Genomic DNA, 16,479 nt, shown 5'->3' on the forward strand with positions numbered 1-16,479 from the left:
GAATCTCCTTTACGGCAGCGGGGGCACCACGTCGTCGTCGCCGGCGCTCAGGTTGCCGTCGAAGTCGATCGAGGAGTACGCCCGGAGCTTGTCGAGCCGGTGGTAGCCGTCGATCATTCTGACGGTCCCGGACTTGGACCGCATCACGATGGACTGCGTCGTCGCGCCGCCCTCGCGGTAGTTGACGCCGCGCAGCAGGTCGCCGTCGGTGACGCCGGTGGCGCAGAAGAACACGTTGTCGCCGCGCACGAGGTCGTCGTTGAGCAGGACACGGTCGAGGTCGTGACCGGCGGCGATGGCCTTCTCGCGCTCGGCGTCGTCCTTCGGCCACAGCCGGCCCTGCAGCTCGCCGCCGAGGCACTTCATCGCGCAGGCCGCGATGATGCCCTCGGGGGTGCCGCCGATGCCGATCAGCATGTCGACGCCGGTGGTCGGGCGGGCCGCGGCGATCGCGCCCGCGACGTCGCCGTCGGAGATGAAGCGGATCCGCGCGCCGGCGTCGCGGACCTCCTTGATGATCTGCTCGTGGCGCGGCCGGTCCAGGATGCACACCGTGACGTCGCCGACGCTGCTGTTCTTCGCCTTGGCGACGCGCCGGATGTTCTCCGCGATCGGCGCGCCGAGCTCCACCTTGCCCGCGGCTTCCGGCCCGACGGCCAGCTTCTCCATGTAGAACACGGCGGACGGGTCGAACATCGCGCCGCGCTCGGCGACCGCGAGCACCGCGAGGGCGTTGGGCATGCCCTTGGCCATCAGCGTGGTGCCGTCGACCGGGTCGACCGCGACGTCGCAGTCCGGGCCGTCGCCGTTGCCGACCTCTTCGCCGTTGAACAGCATGGGCGCTTCGTCCTTCTCGCCCTCGCCGATCACCACGACGCCGCGCATGGACACGGTCGACACGAGCTGGCGCATCGCGTCGACGGCCGCGCCGTCCCCGCCGATCTTGTCGCCGCGGCCGACCCAGCGGCCGGCCGCCATCGCGGCGGCTTCGGTCACCCGGACCAGCTCCATCGCGAGGTTGCGGTCGGGCGCTTCACGACGTTGTGGGGCGCTGGAGCTGGTCATGCGGGCCTCCCGGAATGCGGAGTTCGGCGGACGCCCAGTCTCTCAGATACCGCGGGTCGGTCGAGGCACCGACGGCATGGCGAACGTCACTGGCCGTTGCCGGGCTCGTCCTCGACGGACGCCAAGGCGGCCTCGATGCGCTCCCGCGCGCCCTCGAGGTGCCGCTCGCAGACCTTCGCGAGCTTCTCGCCCTTCTCCCACAACTCGAGCGACTGCTCGAGCGACAGCCCGCCGGCTTCGAGCTCGCGGACGACCTCGACGAGGCGGTCACGGGCCTGCTCGTAGCCGAGTTCCTCAGTGGCTGGTTCGCTCACGCTGGACGTTCTCCGACCTTCCGGGATGGGTTGTTGGCGCACACTACCGCGCTCGCCATCGCGTGGTCGTACCCGACGAACGCCAGGGCGAACTCCTGCCCGTCACCCTCCGCGATCGCCTCTTCGAGGTTCTCCTGCGCCCCGGCCACCCGCAGGCGATGCCCGGCGCCGTCGGCGAACCACCAGCGCGAGCCGACCTGCATCGACGTCGCCTCGGACAACCGCCGCAGCTGCGGGCCCAGGTCGCGGCGGGCGGCGGTACCGCAGCCCGCGAGCAGCGCCGTCCAGCACTCGGCGGCCGCCCGGTCGGTGCGTATCGCCTGGTCCAGCAGGGGACGCGCGCCCAGGCGCCGGGCCGCGTCCATGGTCAATGGGAGGAACGTCGCCGCCCGTGGGTTCACTCCCGTGCTCCTTCCGCCACCGCCGTGATCGCGCCGTCGCCCACGCGCACGCGCAGCTGGGCACCGGCCTCGACTTCGGAGACGGAGCGGAGCACCTGGAGGTTGCCTTCGGCGTCGAGGAACTGCACGACGGCGTAACCGCGTTCGAGCGTCGCGGCCGGGCCGAGCGCGGTGAGCCGGGCCCGCGCGCTGGCGATTTCGGCCTGGTCCTTGGCGAGCAGCGTCAGCATCGCGCGGCGCGCGCGTTCGCGGTGCACGTCGACGTCGTCCTGGCGCCGCTGGACCGGGCCGAGCGGGTCGGCCAGCGACGGGCGGCTGCGCAGCTGCGTCAGCAGCCGGGTCTGGGTGTCGACCCAGCCGTGCAGCGCGCGGCGGCCGCGGTCGCGCATCTGCCGGACGCGCTCGGACTCCTCGCGGACGTCCGGCACGATCCGCTTGCTGGCGTCGGTCGGCGTCGAGCAGCGCAGGTCGGCGACGTAGTCGAGCAGCGGGGTGTCGGGCTCGTGCCCGATCGCGCTGACCACCGGCGTCCCGGTGGCCGACACCGCGCGGCAGAGCGCCTCGTCGGAGAACGGCAGCAGGTCTTCGACGCTGCCGCCGCCGCGGGCGATGACGATGACGTCGATGTCCGGGTCGGCGTCGTGGATCCGCAGCGCGCGCATGATCTGCGGCACGGCCTGCGAGCCCTGCACCGCGGTGTTGACGACCTTGAACCGGACGTGCGGCCAGCGTTTTTGCGCATTGGCCAGTACATCCCGCTCGGCCGCCGACGCGCGCCCGGTGATCAGCCCGACACCCTTCGGCAGGAACGGGATCGGCCGCTTGCGCTGCGCGGAGAAGAGGCCTTCGGCGGTCAGCAGCTTCTTCAGGCGTTCGATCCGGGCGAGCAGCTCGCCGATGCCGACCGCACGGATCTCGTCGGCGCGCAGGCTGATCGTGCCGCGGCCGAAGAAGAACGACGGCTTCGCGTGCACGAGGACGCTGGCGCCCTCGCGCAACGGCGGCTCCATCTCGCGGATCAGCCAGTTCGGGCAGGTCACCGACATCGAGACGTCCGCGGACGGGTCGCGCAGCGTCAGGAACGCGGTCTGCGTGTTCGGCCGGGAGTTGACCTGGGTGACCTGGCCTTCGACCCAGACGGCGCCGAGCCGGTGGACCCAGTCGCCGATCTTGCGCGCGACCGTGCGGACCGGCCACGGGTTTTCGGCGGTGCTCGACGGGGCGGCCTGTGCGGGTTCGGTGCTCACGGGCCTTCCGTGCCGTCGCCGGTCTCTTCGGCCTTGCGGGCGTTGGCGATCCGGCGGCTGAGCATCCCGGTGAACGACGAGCGATCGGCGTGGGCGCGCTCGTACTCGAGGATCGTCTCGAGCTGCGGGATCGACAACTGGCGCAGCCGGGCCCGCAGCTGCGGCAGCGTGAGCTGGTCGTAGCCGGTCAGCCCGGCGGGACCTTCATACCCGCCGGCGCTGGTCTTCGGGATTTCGCTCTTGGCCTTCTTGTCGATCTTGGGCGTGCCGGGCTTCGGCTTGGAGGCTTTCTCCGGCGCGCTTTCGGGCGCGTCGAACTCGCCGTCGGCGTGGTCCTCGGCGAGCGCGCGCTCTTCCTCGGCCCACGGATCGCCCAGTTCCGCTTCGAGTTCGGAAAGTGACGGAACGTGACCGTTGACCTCCGAACGGGGTTCGGGCACGTCGGCGACCGGCGTGAGGTTGGGCCGGACGGGCGGAACCTCGACGTCTTCGTCGAAGGTCGCCCAGCTGGGGGTGTCCTCGACGGGCCGCAGGTTCGACAGGGCGTTGTCGCCCTTGATCGCCAGCTCGGTGACGTGCTGCTGCACCCGCATGGAGGCCTGCAGCACCTGGCTGACGACGGTCACCGGGAGCCCGGCGAGCTGCCGGGGAAGCTCACGAACCCGCTCGGCGGTGCTGACGGCGAGGCCCGCGGCGACCCGGAGGGGGAGCGGGAATGGCTTCATGCGTCCAGCCTGCCGTATTTACGCCATCCTGCCCAACCCGAAGGTGATGTTCGGGCGCGTTGCGTGACCCCGCGCACAGCACGACCGGGGGACGAAGCTCACCCGAAAGGGACTGCGGGTTCGTCGGCGGACTGCCCGTACCCTGGGTGCCATGAGTTCAGCGAGTCCCGGAATCGAGCCCGCGGGTACCCCGACGATCACCGGAACCGCCTCCGGCAAGAAGCGCGTGCTGCTCGCGAAGCCGCGTGGCTACTGCGCCGGCGTGGACCGCGCGGTGATCGCCGTCGAGAAGGCCCTGGAGGTCTACGGCGCGCCGGTGTACGTGCGCAAGGAGATCGTCCACAACCGCCACGTGGTCGAGACGCTGCGCGAGCGCGGCGCGATCTTCGTCGACGAGACGTCCGAGGTGCCCGAGGGCGCGCTCGTGGTGTTCTCCGCCCACGGCGTCTCGCCGATGGTGCACGCCGAAGCCGCCGACCGGAACCTGCGCACGATCGACGCGACCTGCCCCCTGGTGACGAAGGTGCACAAGGAGGTCAACAGGTTCGCCAAGGACGACTACGACATCCTCCTGATCGGCCACGAAGGCCACGAAGAGGTCGAGGGTACGGCCGGCGAGGCGCCGGACAAGGTGCAGCTGGTCGACAAGGCCGAGGACGTCGACAAGGTCGAGGTGCGCGACCCGTCGAAGGTGATCTGGCTGTCCCAGACGACCCTCTCGGTCGACGAGACGATGGAGCGCGTCGACCAGCTCCGCGAGCGGTTCCCCGGTCTGGCGGACCCGCCGAGCGACGACATCTGTTACGCCACCACGAACCGCCAGGTGGCGGTCAAGGCGATGGCGGCCGAGTGCGACCTGGTCCTGGTGGTCGGCTCGACCAACTCGTCCAACTCGAAGCGCCTGGTCGAGGTGGCCCTGAAGGCGGGCTCCCGCACGTCGTACCTGATCGACTACGCGCGTGAGATCGACGAAGCCTGGCTGGAGGGCGTCACCACGGTGGGCGTCACGAGCGGCGCGTCGGTCCCGGACGTGCTGGTGATGGAGGTCCTCGACTGGCTGTCGGAGCGCGGCTACGGCGATGTCGACGAAGTGACCACGGCGAACGAGAAGATCACCTTCGCGCCGCCGAAGGAGCTTCGCAAGGTCTGAGTTTCCGCACTTTCGGCGGCGGGCTGAGGTTTCGGCTCGCCGCCGAGTGCTTTCCGGGGTGAGTCCTGCTGCTCTCACAGGATTTACCGCCGAAACACCGAAGGCGGTCACCTCCCGAGGGAGTAACCGCCTTCAAGCGTTCGTCAGCGTTCTTCGTCGTCCCAGGGACGGTTCCGCCGCGGCGGGGCTCCTCGCCCACCCGCGGACGGACGGCGGGGCGGCGGGGTGTCCCGGCCGTCTTCGGCCGGGGGCCGCGGACGGCGGCGGGGTGCGTCGCCGCGGGGCTCGCGACGGCGGGGGTCCGCTTCCTCTGGGCGGGGACGGCGGTTCGCTGGCGGGGGCTTGCGAGTGCCGCGGGTGCCCGGGTCGCGCTCGGCGGGCGCGCCCGCCGCACGAGGGGTGCGACGCTCGCCTTCCGCGGGTGGACGCGGCCTGCGCGGCGGTTCGCCTTCACGGCCACGACGGGCGCCCTGCGGCACCGGCGTCTGACCGGTGCGGCTCGAGCCGGGCGGCCGCGGCCGCCCACCCGCCGACGTCGCCGCGGCGCGAGCCGCGGGCTTCTCGTCGTCCTCGTCCGCGCGCCGGCGGTCGGCCTTGCCGCCCTTGGCCTTCACCGGGGCGTCCGGGTCCTTCTCGCGGAAGATCCGGACGAACCCGATCAGCAGCGTGACGCCGGTGGTGATCGCCATCATCGGGAAGGCGTTGATCAGCGGGGTGCCGATGTTCAGCGCCTTCGAAAGCATGTCGTCGCCCTGTGACCCGGAAGTCAGCAGGATCACGCTGGGCACGGTCACGGCCAGCACCAGCGGCGGCATCACCATCGGCCCGAAGATGCCCCGGCGCCGCACCGCGCCGACCGCGATCACCGCGCCCAGGACGTAACAGACCGTGAAGATGGCGGGGATGCTGCCCTGGCTCGGCTTGCCGACGAGGGCGCCGACGATCGCCAGGCCGAGGCCGACCAGGACCGCCGCCCACCAGGGGAGTCCACGCCTCGAACCGACGACTGGACGCTCGTCCCACGGCACGGGGACGTCGTCGGCATCTGGATCGCTCTGGCGATCGCGAATCGCGGTCACGAGACAACACCGTATCTCGTGGTTGTGAAGATCTTGCTAGCACCGCCGCAGAGTTGGTTGTACCGCCACCCGGCGGCGTGAGCCGAATGGCTGCGGGCAACCACCGCGGGTGGTCGCGATCGGCATCTTCCAGGGTGCTCGACCGGTGCCGGCCGTCACGCGCCGTTGAGCACGTCGTCGCTGGTAGGACGGTTTCCGGTCACCTCGCGGTCACCTTCCGGACAGCGCTCCGCCGGGTGGGCCGGATGGCCGTGTCCCGGTGGCGTTCGCCGAGGTGGCAAATCGCCTCATCGGGCACCACGACTCCACCGCTCGGGTACACCCGTCCGAGGCCGCGTCCACCGCACCGGGTCAGGCCCCCGACGCCGTCCAGGTCCGCGCGCGCGGGTCGAACCTCGCAGCGAACCCGTCGAACAGCCCGGTTTCCCGGCGTCTCCCGTCGAGTCGCTCGGCACCGCGCCGGTGGTTCGCCACCACTCTCGCAGCGTTCGCCACGCCCTGCCGATCAGGCGATCGCGGCCCTCTCGGACGCGTCTCGCCGGGCCGAGCAGGCCGTCCCGCCGTGACCGTGAGTCAGCTGACCGCCCGTGGTCCAGTCCTCTCAGCTCGCCGCCAGTTCGTCTCCCTTCCGCACCTGGGGCACCGCGGCCGGGCTGCCCGACGCGTCCGTCAGGGGAGCCACCGTCACCCGGAACGTCTCCAGTGCCTCCAGCTCCCGCCGCCTCGCCGAGATGAACCGCTGCAGGTGCGTGCTGGACAGGTTGAGCGCCTCCACCGCGCCGCCCGCGGCCCGGTGCGCCGCGGCCGCGCCGGCCCGCACCTGCTCGACGTCGGCCTCCAGCGTGCGGTCGCTCGCCGCGAACAGGGCCGCCGACGCGAGCACGCCGAAACCGGTCGGGCCGCACAGGAACACCCGCCGGTCGATCAGCCAGCGCAGCAGTTCCGGGTCGGTGTCCAGCGCCGCGATCACGGCGGCGTCGGACGGGACGAACATGATCGTGCCGTAGATCGCGTCCGCCCAGCGCTGGTAGCCCTTGCCGGCCAGCTCGGCCGCCCGGGACCGGATCTGCCGGACGTGCGCGCGCAACGCGTCCAGCCGTTCCTCCGGGTTGTCGGTCTCGATCGCTTCGGCCCAGGTCGCCATGCTCGCCTTGGCGTCGACCGGCACCGTGCGCCCGCCGCCGACGCTCAGCACCATGTCCGGTTTCGCCGCGCCGCCGCCCGCGAGGTCGGTCTGCAGGGTGAAGTGCAGGTCCTCGCGGAGCCCGAGCGCCCGCGCCGTTTCGACCAGTACCTGCTCGCCCAGCTCACCGCGTCCGCTGATCGAGGCGAACGCGACCTCGTACCGGCGCAGCGCGAGCTGCTGCTGATCCGCCTTCGCCCGCTCGGCCGCGACCAGCCGGGCCGCGGCGTCCGCGCGCCGCATGCCGTCGTTGTACAGCCGCCACAGCACGGCGACCGCGACCAGCAGCAGGACCGCGAGCACGACCGCCGCCGTGGTCAGCACTGTCGCCACCTGAATCTCCTCCCTCGGGGCCGCCTGGATCGGACCGCGCAGACATCATGGCGGACCCCACCGACAAAAAACGCACCCGACCCGTCGCTCTGGGTAGCTGACCTGCGAACACTTCACATTCGCGCAGGGCGTGTCCGATCAAGCCCCTGTCGTGCTCGTACACACGTTCGAGTGGGATGGCGGCGAGCCTCCGCGATTTCGTCGGAGCCGGGTCGTACCTTGGCCCCGTGAGATTCCTGCACACGTCCGACTGGCACGTCGGCCGCACCTTCCACGGTGCGGACCTGCTGGCGGAACAGGAAGCGGTGCTCGGGCACCTCGCCGACCTCGTGGCCGGCGAGGCGATCGACGCCGTCCTGGTGGCGGGGGACATCTACGACCGCGCGGTGCCGTCGGCCGAGGCCGTGCGGGTGGCCACCGCGGCGGTAGCCCGGATCCGCGCGGCCGGCGCGCAGCTGATCGTCACGCCCGGCAACCACGACTCCGCGCCCCGGCTGGGCGCGTTCGCCGAGTTCGCCGCGGCGGGCGGGCTGCACCTGCGCACCACCGTCGGCGGCCTGGCCGAACCGGTGCTGCTGCGGGACGACCACGGCCCGGTCGCGTGCTACGGAATCCCTTACCTGGAACCGGAACCGTCGCGGCACGCGCTGGGCGTGCCGGACGCGCGCGGGCACACGGGCGTGCTCACCGAGGCCATGCGCCGGATCCGCGAAGACCTCGCCGGCCGCCCCGGCGTGCGGTCGGTCGTGCTCGCGCACGCGTTCGTCACCGGCGGCGAGCCGACCGATTCGGAGCGGACCATCGCGGTCGGCGGTGTCGAGCAGGTGCCGGGCTCGGTCTTCGACGGCGTCGACTACGTCGCGCTCGGCCACCTCCACGGCCCGCAGACCCTCGCCGAGCACCTGCGTTACTCCGGCAGCCCGCTGGCGTACTCGTTTTCCGAGGCCCGGCAACGGAAGTCGGTCTGGCTGGTCGACTTCGACGCCGGCGGGCTGGCGGAAGTCCGCCGGCGCGAGCTGCCGGTGCCGCGGCCGCTGGCCACCCTGCGCGGCGAACTCGAAGACCTGCTCGTGGCCCCGGAACACGACGCCGTCCTCGAGCACTTCCTGTCGATCACGGTCACCGATCGCGTGCGCCCGGTGGACGCGATGCGGCGGCTGCGCACGCGGTTCCGGCACGCCGTCCACCTGGAGTGGGAGCCCGAAGGCGGGTACGCCGGTGCCCCGCTGCGGTACTCCGACGCCGTCCGCGGCCGCTCGGACATCGAGATCTCGCGCAGCTTCCTCGACGACTGCCGCGGCGCCCCGCCGAGCGAGCGCGAAGAGAAGCTCCTGTTCCACGCGCTGGAAGCGGCCGACCGGGGGGCGCTCGCGAAATGAGGCTGCACAGGCTGGAGGTCGAGGCCTTCGGGCCGTACCTCGGGCGCCAGGTGGTCGACTTCGAGGTCCTCGGCGCGGACGGGCTCTTCCTCCTCCACGGCGAAACCGGCGCGGGCAAGACCACGCTGCTCGACGCCATCGCGTTCGCGTTGTTCGGCGTGGTTCCGGGTGCCCGCAACGAGGCCAAGCGGCTGCGCTGCGACCTGGCCGTGCCGGACCAGGTCACCGAGGTCGCGCTGGAGCTCACCGTGCAGGGGCACCGGCTGAAGATCGTGCGCAACCCCGAGTACCAGCGGCCGAAGCGGCGCGGCGAGGGCACGACGACGCAGCAGGCGAAGGTGTCGCTGAGCTGGATCGGCACCGCGCCGGGCGGGATGGCGCCGGAGGGCCTGATCCGGATCGAGGAGGTCGCGCGCACGGTCGAGCGGCTGCTCGGCATGACCGCGGCCCAGTTCTTCCAGGTGGTGCTGCTGCCGCAGGGCGAGTTCGCCCGCTTCCTGCGGTCGGACACCTCCGAGCGCGAAAAGCTGCTGGAGCGGCTGTTCGGCACCGAGCGCTTCGCCGACGTCGAACGCTGGTTCGCGGACCTGCGGGCCGAGCGCGGCCGGGAGCTGGAGGCGCGGCAGCAGTCCGTGCGCGAACTGCTGGCGCGGTACGCGCAGGAGGCGCAGCAGGACCCGCCCGAATCGGATCCCGTGGAATGGGTGGACGCGGTGCTGGCGGCGGCCACCGAACGCGTCGGGCAGGTCACGGCCGAGGAGGAGCGGGCGCGAGCCGCGGCGCAGCGGGCGGACGTGCACCTGCAGGAAGAGCGCGCCGACGCGGAGAAGATCCGCCGGGTCAGCACCGCACACCTGCGGCTGCTCGAGGTCACCGAGCAGGCACCACAGCGCGCCGAGTGGGCCCAGGAGGTCGCGGCGGCGCGGCGGGCAGCCGGCGTGGCCGTCGAAGCGGACCTGCTGGACCGGCGGGCCGCGGAGCTGACCGACGCCGAGCAGGCGGAGAAGGCCTGCGGCGCGGAGCTGCGGGAGTTCGGCACGCGTGCGACCGGCGACCTGAAGGCGCGGGCGGCAACAGCGCGCGAAGAGGCAGGCGCGGTCGCGGAACTGGTCGCCGAGGCCGAGCAGCAGCAGCTCGACACCATGCGGCGCGACGACCTGAAACTGTCCTCCGTCACGGCCGCGAAGCAGGCCGAAGAACTGACCGCCGAGCTGGCCGCGATCCCCGGCCAGCTGGCGAAACTGCGGGCGGACGCCCAGGCCGCCGCCGAAGCCGGGGCCAAGCTCGACGGGGCTCGCGCCCGCGTCGACGAGCTGAGGGCCGTCGCGCGTGACACCGCCGAGCTGCCCGAGGCACAGGCGAAGGTCGGGCGTGGCGAGGCGAAACTGCGCGAGGTCGTGGACACGCACCAAGCGGCCCGGCAACGGCGGCTCGACCTGCGCGAGCGGCGGCTCGACGGCATGGCGGCCGAGCTCGCCGCCGCGCTGCCCGACGGCGCGCCCTGCCCGGTCTGCGGCTCCGCGGAGCACCCGGCGCCGGCGAACCGGGACGCGATCCTCGTCGATCCGGCCGAAGAACGGGCAGCCGAGGAAGCCGAGCAGGCGGCGGACGCGATGCGGCAGCGGGTCGTCACCGCGCTGGAAGAAGCGAAGGCGCGGCTGGCGGGGCTGGTCGAGCGGCTGGCCGGGCGGACCGCCGAGACCGTCACGGCCGAGCTGTCCGAAGCCCGCGCCACCGTCGCCACGCTGACCCAGCAGTCGGAAGCGAAAGCGAAGCTCGGTCAGCAGGTCGTGCTGCTGGAGCGGGACTTGGAGCTGCGGACGGAACGGCGTCGCCGGGCCGAGCAGGCGGTGGCCGAGGCCACGGCCGACGTCCGGGCCCTGGAAGAACGGCTGGCCGAGCGCGAACGCCGCTTGGTCGCCGGGCGCGGCGAGTTCGCGGACGTCGGGGCGCGGCGGACGCACCTGATCGGGTTGGCCGAGGCGCTCGAAGCCGTCGCCGAGGCACGGACGGCGGTCACCGGCGCCCGGGAACGGGTCGCGCAGCAACGCACGCTGGTCGACGCGGCGGTCGCGGCCAAGGGCTTCACGTCGCTGAAGAAGGCGCGCTCGGCGATGCTGCCGGACGAGCAGATCGAAAAGCTGGAACAGGGCATCGCCGAGGCGGAAGCGACCGCGGCGGGCGCGCGGGCGCTGCTGGCCGAGCCCGACCTGTTCGGCATCTCGCCGGACGACGTCGCGGACGTCGGCCGCGCGGCCGACGCGGCCCAGCTGGCGCGGGCGCGCGCCGACTCGGCGTACGCGGCGCTGCGCGTCGCGGCTGCCCAGCACGAAGAGCTGACCCGGCTGGCGGGGCTGCTGCGCAAGACGCTCGCCGGGCTGGCGCCGGCCGAAGCGGAGTACGCGGAGCTGCGCGCGCTGGCGGACGTCGTCAACGGGCGCGGGCAGAACAGCCGGAAGATGTCGCTGCGCTCGTACGTGCTGGCGGCGCGGCTGGAGGAGGTGGCGGTCGCCGCCACGCACCGGCTGCGCACGATGAGCCAGGGGCGCTACGCGTTCGTGCACTCGGACGCGGCCGGCGCGCGCGGCACCCGCGGCGGCCTCGGCATCGACGTGCTGGACGACTACTCGGGCACCATCCGCCCGGCGAAGACGCTGTCCGGCGGCGAGTCGTTCCTGGCGTCACTGGCGCTGGCGCTGGGGCTGGCGGACGTCGTCGCCGGCGAGACCGGCGGCGCGCTGCTGGACACGCTGTTCGTCGACGAGGGCTTCGGCACGCTCGACGCCGAGACGCTGGACGTGGTGATGAACATCCTCGACGAGCTCCGCGCCGGTGGCCGGGTGGTCGGGCTGGTGTCGCACGTCGAGGAGCTGCGGCAGCGCATCCCGACGCGGCTACGGGTCCGCAAGGCCCGCACGGGCTCGACAGTGGAGGTGCGCGCGGGCTGAGCACTCGGCCAAGATGAAGCCATGACGGACCAGCCGCCCGAGGGCCTGCCCCGCTACCGCCTGCTCACCGGCCCGGACGACGCGAAGTTCTGCCACCGGGTGAGCGAAGCCCTGGAACTGGGCTACCACCTACACGGCTCACCGGCGGCCACCTTCGACGGCGACCAGGTGATCGTGGCCCAGGCCCTGCTGTGGCGGGGCGAGCAGGGCTAGCAGCTGTTCGCGACAGGTTCCGGCCCCGCCGGATCGGCGCGCCACAGGTACATCCCGGCGTAGGAGCACCACGGCGTCCACTGCCGGGCCCGGTCCGCGAGGTCCGTGATGCCGAGCGCCGCCGCCCAGCGCTGCAACGCGGCGTCGTCGGTCAGCAGGACGTCCGGCGCGCCGAGGACGCGCATCAGCACGTAGTCCGCCGTCCACGCGTCGATCCCCGGGCACGCGAGCAGCTCCGCTCGCAGGTCCGCCGCGTCGCGGCCGACGTGCACGTCCAGCCGGCCCTCGGCCAGCGCCGCCGCGACACCCCGCACCGACGGCGGTCCCGCCGTCGCGACCCGGGCCGCCGTCGGGAACAGCCTCGTCACTACCGCTTCGCCGGGTACCTCCTCGCCGAGGGCGGCCGGTAGATCCCGGCCGAGCAGGGCGCGCAGCAGCAGCTCCTCGCCGTCGACCGCGCCCGGGACGCGGATTCCCGGCACCGCCTCGACGATCGGCGCCAGCGCGGGGTCGGCGCCGAGGACGCGCATGACCGCCGCCGGGTCGGCGTCGAGGTCCAGCAGCCGGCGGACGCGGCTGACCGCGCTGCTGAGATCGCGCAGGTCGGCGAGGTGCAGCTCGCAGCGCACGTGGTCCGGCTCCGGCGTCAGCCGCACGACGCCGGTGCCGTGCGCGAGGCGCAGCGTGCGGGTGTACGTGCCGTCGGTGACGTCTTCGACGCCCGGCACCGCCTGGTCCGCGAAGAAGCGAAGCAGCCCGAAGGCGTCGAAAGGCGGTCTGAACGGCAGTCGCAGGCTGAGCCGCGTCCCGCCTACGTCACCCTGACGTCTACGCCGCGAAGCAGCGAAGGCGCGAAGCTGCGAAGGCGTTGTCGCGAACACTTCGCGGATCGTCTCGTTGAACTGCCGCACGCTGGAGAAGCCCGCCGCGAACGCGACGTCGGTCAGCGGCAGCTCGGACATCTCGATGAGCAGCCGCGCCGAATGCGCGCGGTGCGCCCGGGCGAGCGCGAGCGGGCCGGCGCCCAGCTCGGCGGTGAGCACGCGGCCCAGCTGACGCTCGGAGTAGCCGAGCCGCCGTGCGAGGCCCGGGACGCCTTCGCGTTCGACCGTCCCGTCGGAGATCAGGCGCATCGCCCGCGCCGCCAGGTCGGCGCGCAGGTTCCAGTCCGGCGACCCGGGCACGGCGTCGGGGAAGCAGCGGCGGCAGGCGCGGAAGCCGTTGGCCTGCGCGGCCGCCGACGTCGGGTAGAAGCGGACGTTCTGCTCCTTCGGCGTCGACGCCGGGCACGACGGGCGGCAGTAGATGCCGGTGGTGCGGACCGCCATGATGAACTGGCCGTCGAAGCGCGGGTCGCGGGCGGTGACCACGCGGTAGCAGCGCTCGGCGTCGCGCCAGAGCGCCGGGGCCTCGGCGACCGCCGTGTTCGGAACCATGAATCCCACCCTGCCAGCAGGTCAGCGCCGCGGCTGGCGGGAATCCGACACGGCGTTCGGCCTGGTCGTGAGCCCTGGCGGCCGCCGCGGACCGGCCACGTAGACTTCGGGGTCGTGAGCCTCACCCTCGGTATCGTCGGTCTGCCCAACGTCGGCAAGTCCACCCTGTTCAACGCGCTGACCCGCAACGACGTGCTCGCCGCGAACTACCCGTTCGCGACGATCGAGCCGAACGTCGGCGTGGTCCCGCTGCCGGACCCGCGGCTGGACAAGCTCGCCGAGCTGTTCAAGTCGGAGAAGACCGTGCCGGCGGTGGTGTCCTTTGTGGACATCGCGGGCATCGTGAAGGGGGCCTCCGAGGGCGCCGGGCTGGGCAACAAGTTCCTCGCGAACATCCGTGAGGCCAATGCGATCTGCCAGGTCATCCGCGTGTTCGACGACCCGGACGTGATCCACGTCGACGGCAAGATCGACCCGCTGAGCGACATCGAGACGATCAACACCGAGCTGATCCTCGCCGACCTGCAGACGCTCGAGAAGGCCGTCTGGCGCCTGGAGAAGGAAGCGCGGACCAAGAAGGAAGCGAAGCCCGCGCTCGAGGCCGCGCAGAAGGCGAAGGAAATCCTCGACAGCGGCCGCACGCTCTTCTCCGCGCAGAAGGACGTCGACCTCGAACTGCTTCGCGAGCACAGTCTCCTGACGACGAAGCCGTTCCTGTACGTCTTCAACGCCGACGAAGGCGTCCTCACCGACGAAGCCCGCCGCGAGGAGCTGACGAAGCTGGTCGCGCCGGCCGACGCGGTCTTCCTCGACGCGAAGGTCGAGCAGGAGCTGCTGGAGCTGGACGACGAGGAGTCCGTGCGCGAGCTGCTCGAGTCGGTCGGTCAGCCGGAGCCGGGCCTGTACTCGCTGGCCCGCGCCGGGTTCCACACGCTCGGCCTGCAGACGTACCTGACCGCGGGCCCCAAGGAGTCGCGCGCCTGGACGATCCCGCAGGGCGCGACCGCCCCGCAGGCCGCGGGCGTCATCCACACGGACTTCGAGCGCGGTTTCATCAAGGCGGAGATCGTCTCATACGCCGACCTGATGGACGCCGGCTCGATGGCGGCGGCGCGGGCCGCGGGCAAGGTCCGCATGGAGGGCAAGGACTACACCATGGCGGACGGCGACGTGGTGGAGTTCCGCTTCAACGTCTAGATCTGTGTCGGCCCCACGTCGTAGGTTGGCCGAGTAGCGGCTTGTTGCTGGTTGTTACTTTCATTGGGCGCAGGATATACTGCGTCCAATGAAAGCTTCGCCGAGCTTGCTGCCCCTCCTGCGTTCGCGCATGCAGGGTGAGCTGCTCGCGCTCGTGCTCCTGCACCCGGATCGCGAGTACAGCATCACCGAGCTCGCCGAGGCCTGTGGTGTCACGCCCACCGCCGTCTTGCGTGAAGTCGAGCGGCTGACCGGTGGCGGGATCCTGGAAGACCGGCGGGTGGGCCGCAGCCGGCTCGTCAAGGCGCGCACCGACACCCCGCTCTACCCGCCCCTGAGCGAGCTCATCGCCGTCACCTTCGGGCCGATGCCGCTGCTCGCCGAGGCCCTGTCCGGGCTGGCCGGCGTGCGCGAGGCCTACATCTACGGCTCCTGGGCCGCGCGCTACAACGGTGAACCCGGTCTTCCGCCCGGCGACGTCGATGTCCTCGTCGTCGGTTCGCCCGATCCGGACGCGCTCTTCGACTCGGCGGAACAGGTGTCACGGCGGCTGGGGCGCGAGGTCAACGTCCACCGGGTCTCGCCCGAGTCGTGGGCGGCGAGCACCACCGATCCGTTCCTCACCAGCGTGCGTGAGCGTCCGCTGGTGAAACTCAGCCAGGAGACCTGATGCCGCAGTGGAACCAAGGCCGTGAACGGATCGACGCGTTCCTCGCGCGCGGCGCCATCGAGCACGTTCCGGCGTCGCGGGAGGCCGCCGAGGCCGAGCTCGTCAGGGCCCGTACGCACCTCGCGTCGGCGCGGCAGCTGCAGGACACGGATCCGGAAGGTGCCTACACACTGGCCTACGACAGCGCACGGCGTGCGCTGGCCGCCGTCCTGCAGAACCAGGGGCTGCGGGTGACGAGCCGGGGTGGGCACGTCACCGTCTACGAGGCGGTCCTCGCGCAGCTGGACCCGCCGCTGGGGCCGGTTTTGCGGCCCTTCAACCGGATGCGGGTCCGGCGCAACGAAGTCGCCTACCGGTCTTCGGAGGCGCCCTCGGTGACCGCGGAGGACGTGACGGCCGACGTGGCGAAGGTCGAGGCCCTCATCGAGGTCGCCGAGAAGGCGATCCCGAACATGCCACGCTATTGACCGCCGAACGCCGGCCGCTCACTCCGCGCGAGAGAGCGGTCCTGGACCTGCTGCTGGCGACGGACTTTCCCGGTGCCGCGGAACTTCGCGCCCAGGCGCGCACGGCCGAGGTGACCGGCCGCTGCCCGTGCGGCTGTCCCACGATCGACCTCGCCGTCGACGAAACCGTGACGGTGGCCGAGGTCGAGAGCCGGGTGGCCGTGGACGTCGACGTGGCGGACGGCGGGCTCATCCTGTTCGTCGACGAAGGCCGCTTGTCCGGCCTCGAATACTGGAGCGTGGCCGACGAGACGCCTGTCGAGTTCCCGCCGCCGGCGGAAATCCGGGTAGTGACAGCACCAGGTGACGGCTCCGGAGTTCTGCCACCCTCGGAACCGTGAGCGTCTACGTCATCTCCGAAGTCGAGATCCTCGATGAAACCGCAGCCCAGCGCTACCGCGAACTCGCCCAAGCGTCGATCACGGGGTACCAGGGGCGCTACATCGTCCGCGGCGCGGCACCGGATGCCCTCGAAGGCGACTTCGACGAACACAAGCGCGTCGTCCTCGTCGAGTTCCCGGACCGTGAGACGGCCGAACGCTGGTACGCCTCCGCCGAGTACGCCGAAGCGCTCGAGCTGAGCAAGACCGCGCTGCGACGGCGGTTGCTGCTCGTCGACGGCGTGGCCTAACG

Annotated in this window: 17 protein-coding genes; 9 read left to right on the forward strand and 8 right to left on the reverse strand. The window is 72.2% G+C overall.

Annotation, left to right across the window (positions count from 1 at the left end; all coding sequences use genetic code 11):
• Window positions 1-9 precede the first annotated feature (9 nt).
• From glpX to OG570_RS18320, 5 genes are all read right to left on the reverse strand, one after another.
• Window positions 10-1,065, reverse strand: coding sequence for a class II fructose-bisphosphatase (gene glpX / locus OG570_RS18300; protein ID WP_326957893.1), 1,056 nt, complete (start codon window positions 1,063-1,065; stop codon window positions 10-12).
• 86 nt (window positions 1,066-1,151) lie between these two features.
• Entirely contained in the window at window positions 1,152-1,379 is a 228-nt protein-coding gene (locus OG570_RS18305; RefSeq protein ID WP_326957895.1) for an exodeoxyribonuclease VII small subunit, read from the reverse strand.
• Complete coding sequence (locus tag OG570_RS18310; RefSeq protein ID WP_247063663.1) at window positions 1,376-1,744, reverse strand: hypothetical protein; 369 nt, start codon at window positions 1,742-1,744, stop codon at window positions 1,376-1,378. The genes OG570_RS18305 and OG570_RS18310 overlap by 4 nt, the downstream gene beginning before the upstream one ends.
• Window positions 1,745-1,776: 32 nt before the next feature.
• On the reverse strand, window positions 1,777-3,027 hold the full coding sequence (xseA, locus tag OG570_RS18315; RefSeq protein ID WP_326944331.1) for an exodeoxyribonuclease VII large subunit: 1,251 nt from the start codon (window positions 3,025-3,027) through the stop codon (window positions 1,777-1,779).
• Window positions 3,024-3,752: a lipid droplet-associated protein gene (locus tag OG570_RS18320; RefSeq protein WP_326957897.1), complete on the reverse strand. Its 729-nt coding sequence runs from the start codon at window positions 3,750-3,752 to the stop codon at window positions 3,024-3,026. The genes xseA and OG570_RS18320 overlap by 4 nt, the downstream gene beginning before the upstream one ends.
• Before the next feature lie 151 nt (window positions 3,753-3,903).
• Between OG570_RS18320 and OG570_RS18325 the strand changes: the two genes are divergently transcribed.
• Window positions 3,904-4,902, forward strand: coding sequence for a 4-hydroxy-3-methylbut-2-enyl diphosphate reductase (locus tag OG570_RS18325; RefSeq protein WP_247057609.1), 999 nt, complete (start codon window positions 3,904-3,906; stop codon window positions 4,900-4,902).
• Window positions 4,903-5,045: 143 nt separating this feature from the next.
• Here OG570_RS18325 and OG570_RS18330 read toward each other — a convergent pair whose 3' ends face one another.
• Window positions 5,046-5,981: a DUF6542 domain-containing protein gene (locus tag OG570_RS18330; RefSeq protein WP_326944329.1), complete on the reverse strand. Its 936-nt coding sequence runs from the start codon at window positions 5,979-5,981 to the stop codon at window positions 5,046-5,048.
• Between the two features lie 601 nt (window positions 5,982-6,582).
• Window positions 6,583-7,497 carry a DNA recombination protein RmuC gene (gene rmuC / locus OG570_RS18335; protein ID WP_247057605.1) on the reverse strand — a complete coding sequence of 305 codons (915 nt, stop codon included), beginning with the start codon at window positions 7,495-7,497 and terminating at the stop codon, window positions 6,583-6,585.
• A gap of 227 nt (window positions 7,498-7,724) precedes the next feature.
• Between rmuC and OG570_RS18340 the strand changes: the two genes are divergently transcribed.
• The 3 genes from OG570_RS18340 to OG570_RS18350 are packed head-to-tail and all read left to right on the forward strand — an operon-like array spanning window position 7,725 to window position 12,037.
• Window positions 7,725-8,876, forward strand: coding sequence for an exonuclease SbcCD subunit D (locus tag OG570_RS18340; RefSeq protein WP_326957899.1), 1,152 nt, complete (start codon window positions 7,725-7,727; stop codon window positions 8,874-8,876).
• A complete protein-coding gene (locus OG570_RS18345) occupies window positions 8,873-11,824 on the forward strand; it encodes an SMC family ATPase (protein ID WP_326957901.1) in 2,952 nt (983 codons plus the stop codon). Before OG570_RS18340 ends, OG570_RS18345 begins: the two co-directional genes overlap by 4 nt.
• 21 nt (window positions 11,825-11,845) lie before the next feature.
• Window positions 11,846-12,037 carry a DUF1737 domain-containing protein gene (locus OG570_RS18350; protein WP_326957903.1) on the forward strand — a complete coding sequence of 64 codons (192 nt, stop codon included), beginning with the start codon at window positions 11,846-11,848 and terminating at the stop codon, window positions 12,035-12,037.
• On the opposite strand, the gene OG570_RS18355 is transcribed toward OG570_RS18350, so the two are convergent.
• Window positions 12,034-13,473 carry a DNA-3-methyladenine glycosylase 2 family protein gene (locus tag OG570_RS18355; RefSeq protein ID WP_326957905.1) on the reverse strand — a complete coding sequence of 480 codons (1,440 nt, stop codon included), beginning with the start codon at window positions 13,471-13,473 and terminating at the stop codon, window positions 12,034-12,036. The two genes, OG570_RS18350 and OG570_RS18355, sit on opposite strands and share 4 nt — an antisense overlap.
• 114 nt (window positions 13,474-13,587) lie before the next feature.
• On the opposite strand from OG570_RS18355, the gene ychF reads away from it, so the two are divergent.
• From ychF to OG570_RS18380, 5 genes are all read left to right on the forward strand, one after another.
• Complete coding sequence (ychF, locus tag OG570_RS18360) at window positions 13,588-14,670, forward strand: redox-regulated ATPase YchF (protein ID WP_326944324.1); 1,083 nt, start codon at window positions 13,588-13,590, stop codon at window positions 14,668-14,670.
• An 88-nt stretch (window positions 14,671-14,758) separates the two neighbouring features.
• Window positions 14,759-15,340: an ArsR family transcriptional regulator gene (locus tag OG570_RS18365; RefSeq protein ID WP_326957907.1), complete on the forward strand. Its 582-nt coding sequence runs from the start codon at window positions 14,759-14,761 to the stop codon at window positions 15,338-15,340.
• Window positions 15,340-15,807, forward strand: coding sequence for a hypothetical protein (locus tag OG570_RS18370; protein ID WP_326957909.1), 468 nt, complete (start codon window positions 15,340-15,342; stop codon window positions 15,805-15,807). The genes OG570_RS18365 and OG570_RS18370 overlap by 1 nt, the downstream gene beginning before the upstream one ends.
• Window positions 15,804-16,187, forward strand: coding sequence for a hypothetical protein (locus tag OG570_RS18375; RefSeq protein WP_326957911.1), 384 nt, complete (start codon window positions 15,804-15,806; stop codon window positions 16,185-16,187). The genes OG570_RS18370 and OG570_RS18375 overlap by 4 nt, the downstream gene beginning before the upstream one ends.
• Window positions 16,184-16,477, forward strand: coding sequence for a DUF1330 domain-containing protein (locus OG570_RS18380; protein ID WP_326957913.1), 294 nt, complete (start codon window positions 16,184-16,186; stop codon window positions 16,475-16,477). Before OG570_RS18375 ends, OG570_RS18380 begins: the two co-directional genes overlap by 4 nt.
• Window positions 16,478-16,479: the final 2 nt, after the last annotated feature.

Source organism: Amycolatopsis sp. NBC_01286 (genome assembly GCF_035982555.1).
GTDB lineage: Bacteria > Actinomycetota > Actinomycetes > Mycobacteriales > Pseudonocardiaceae > Amycolatopsis.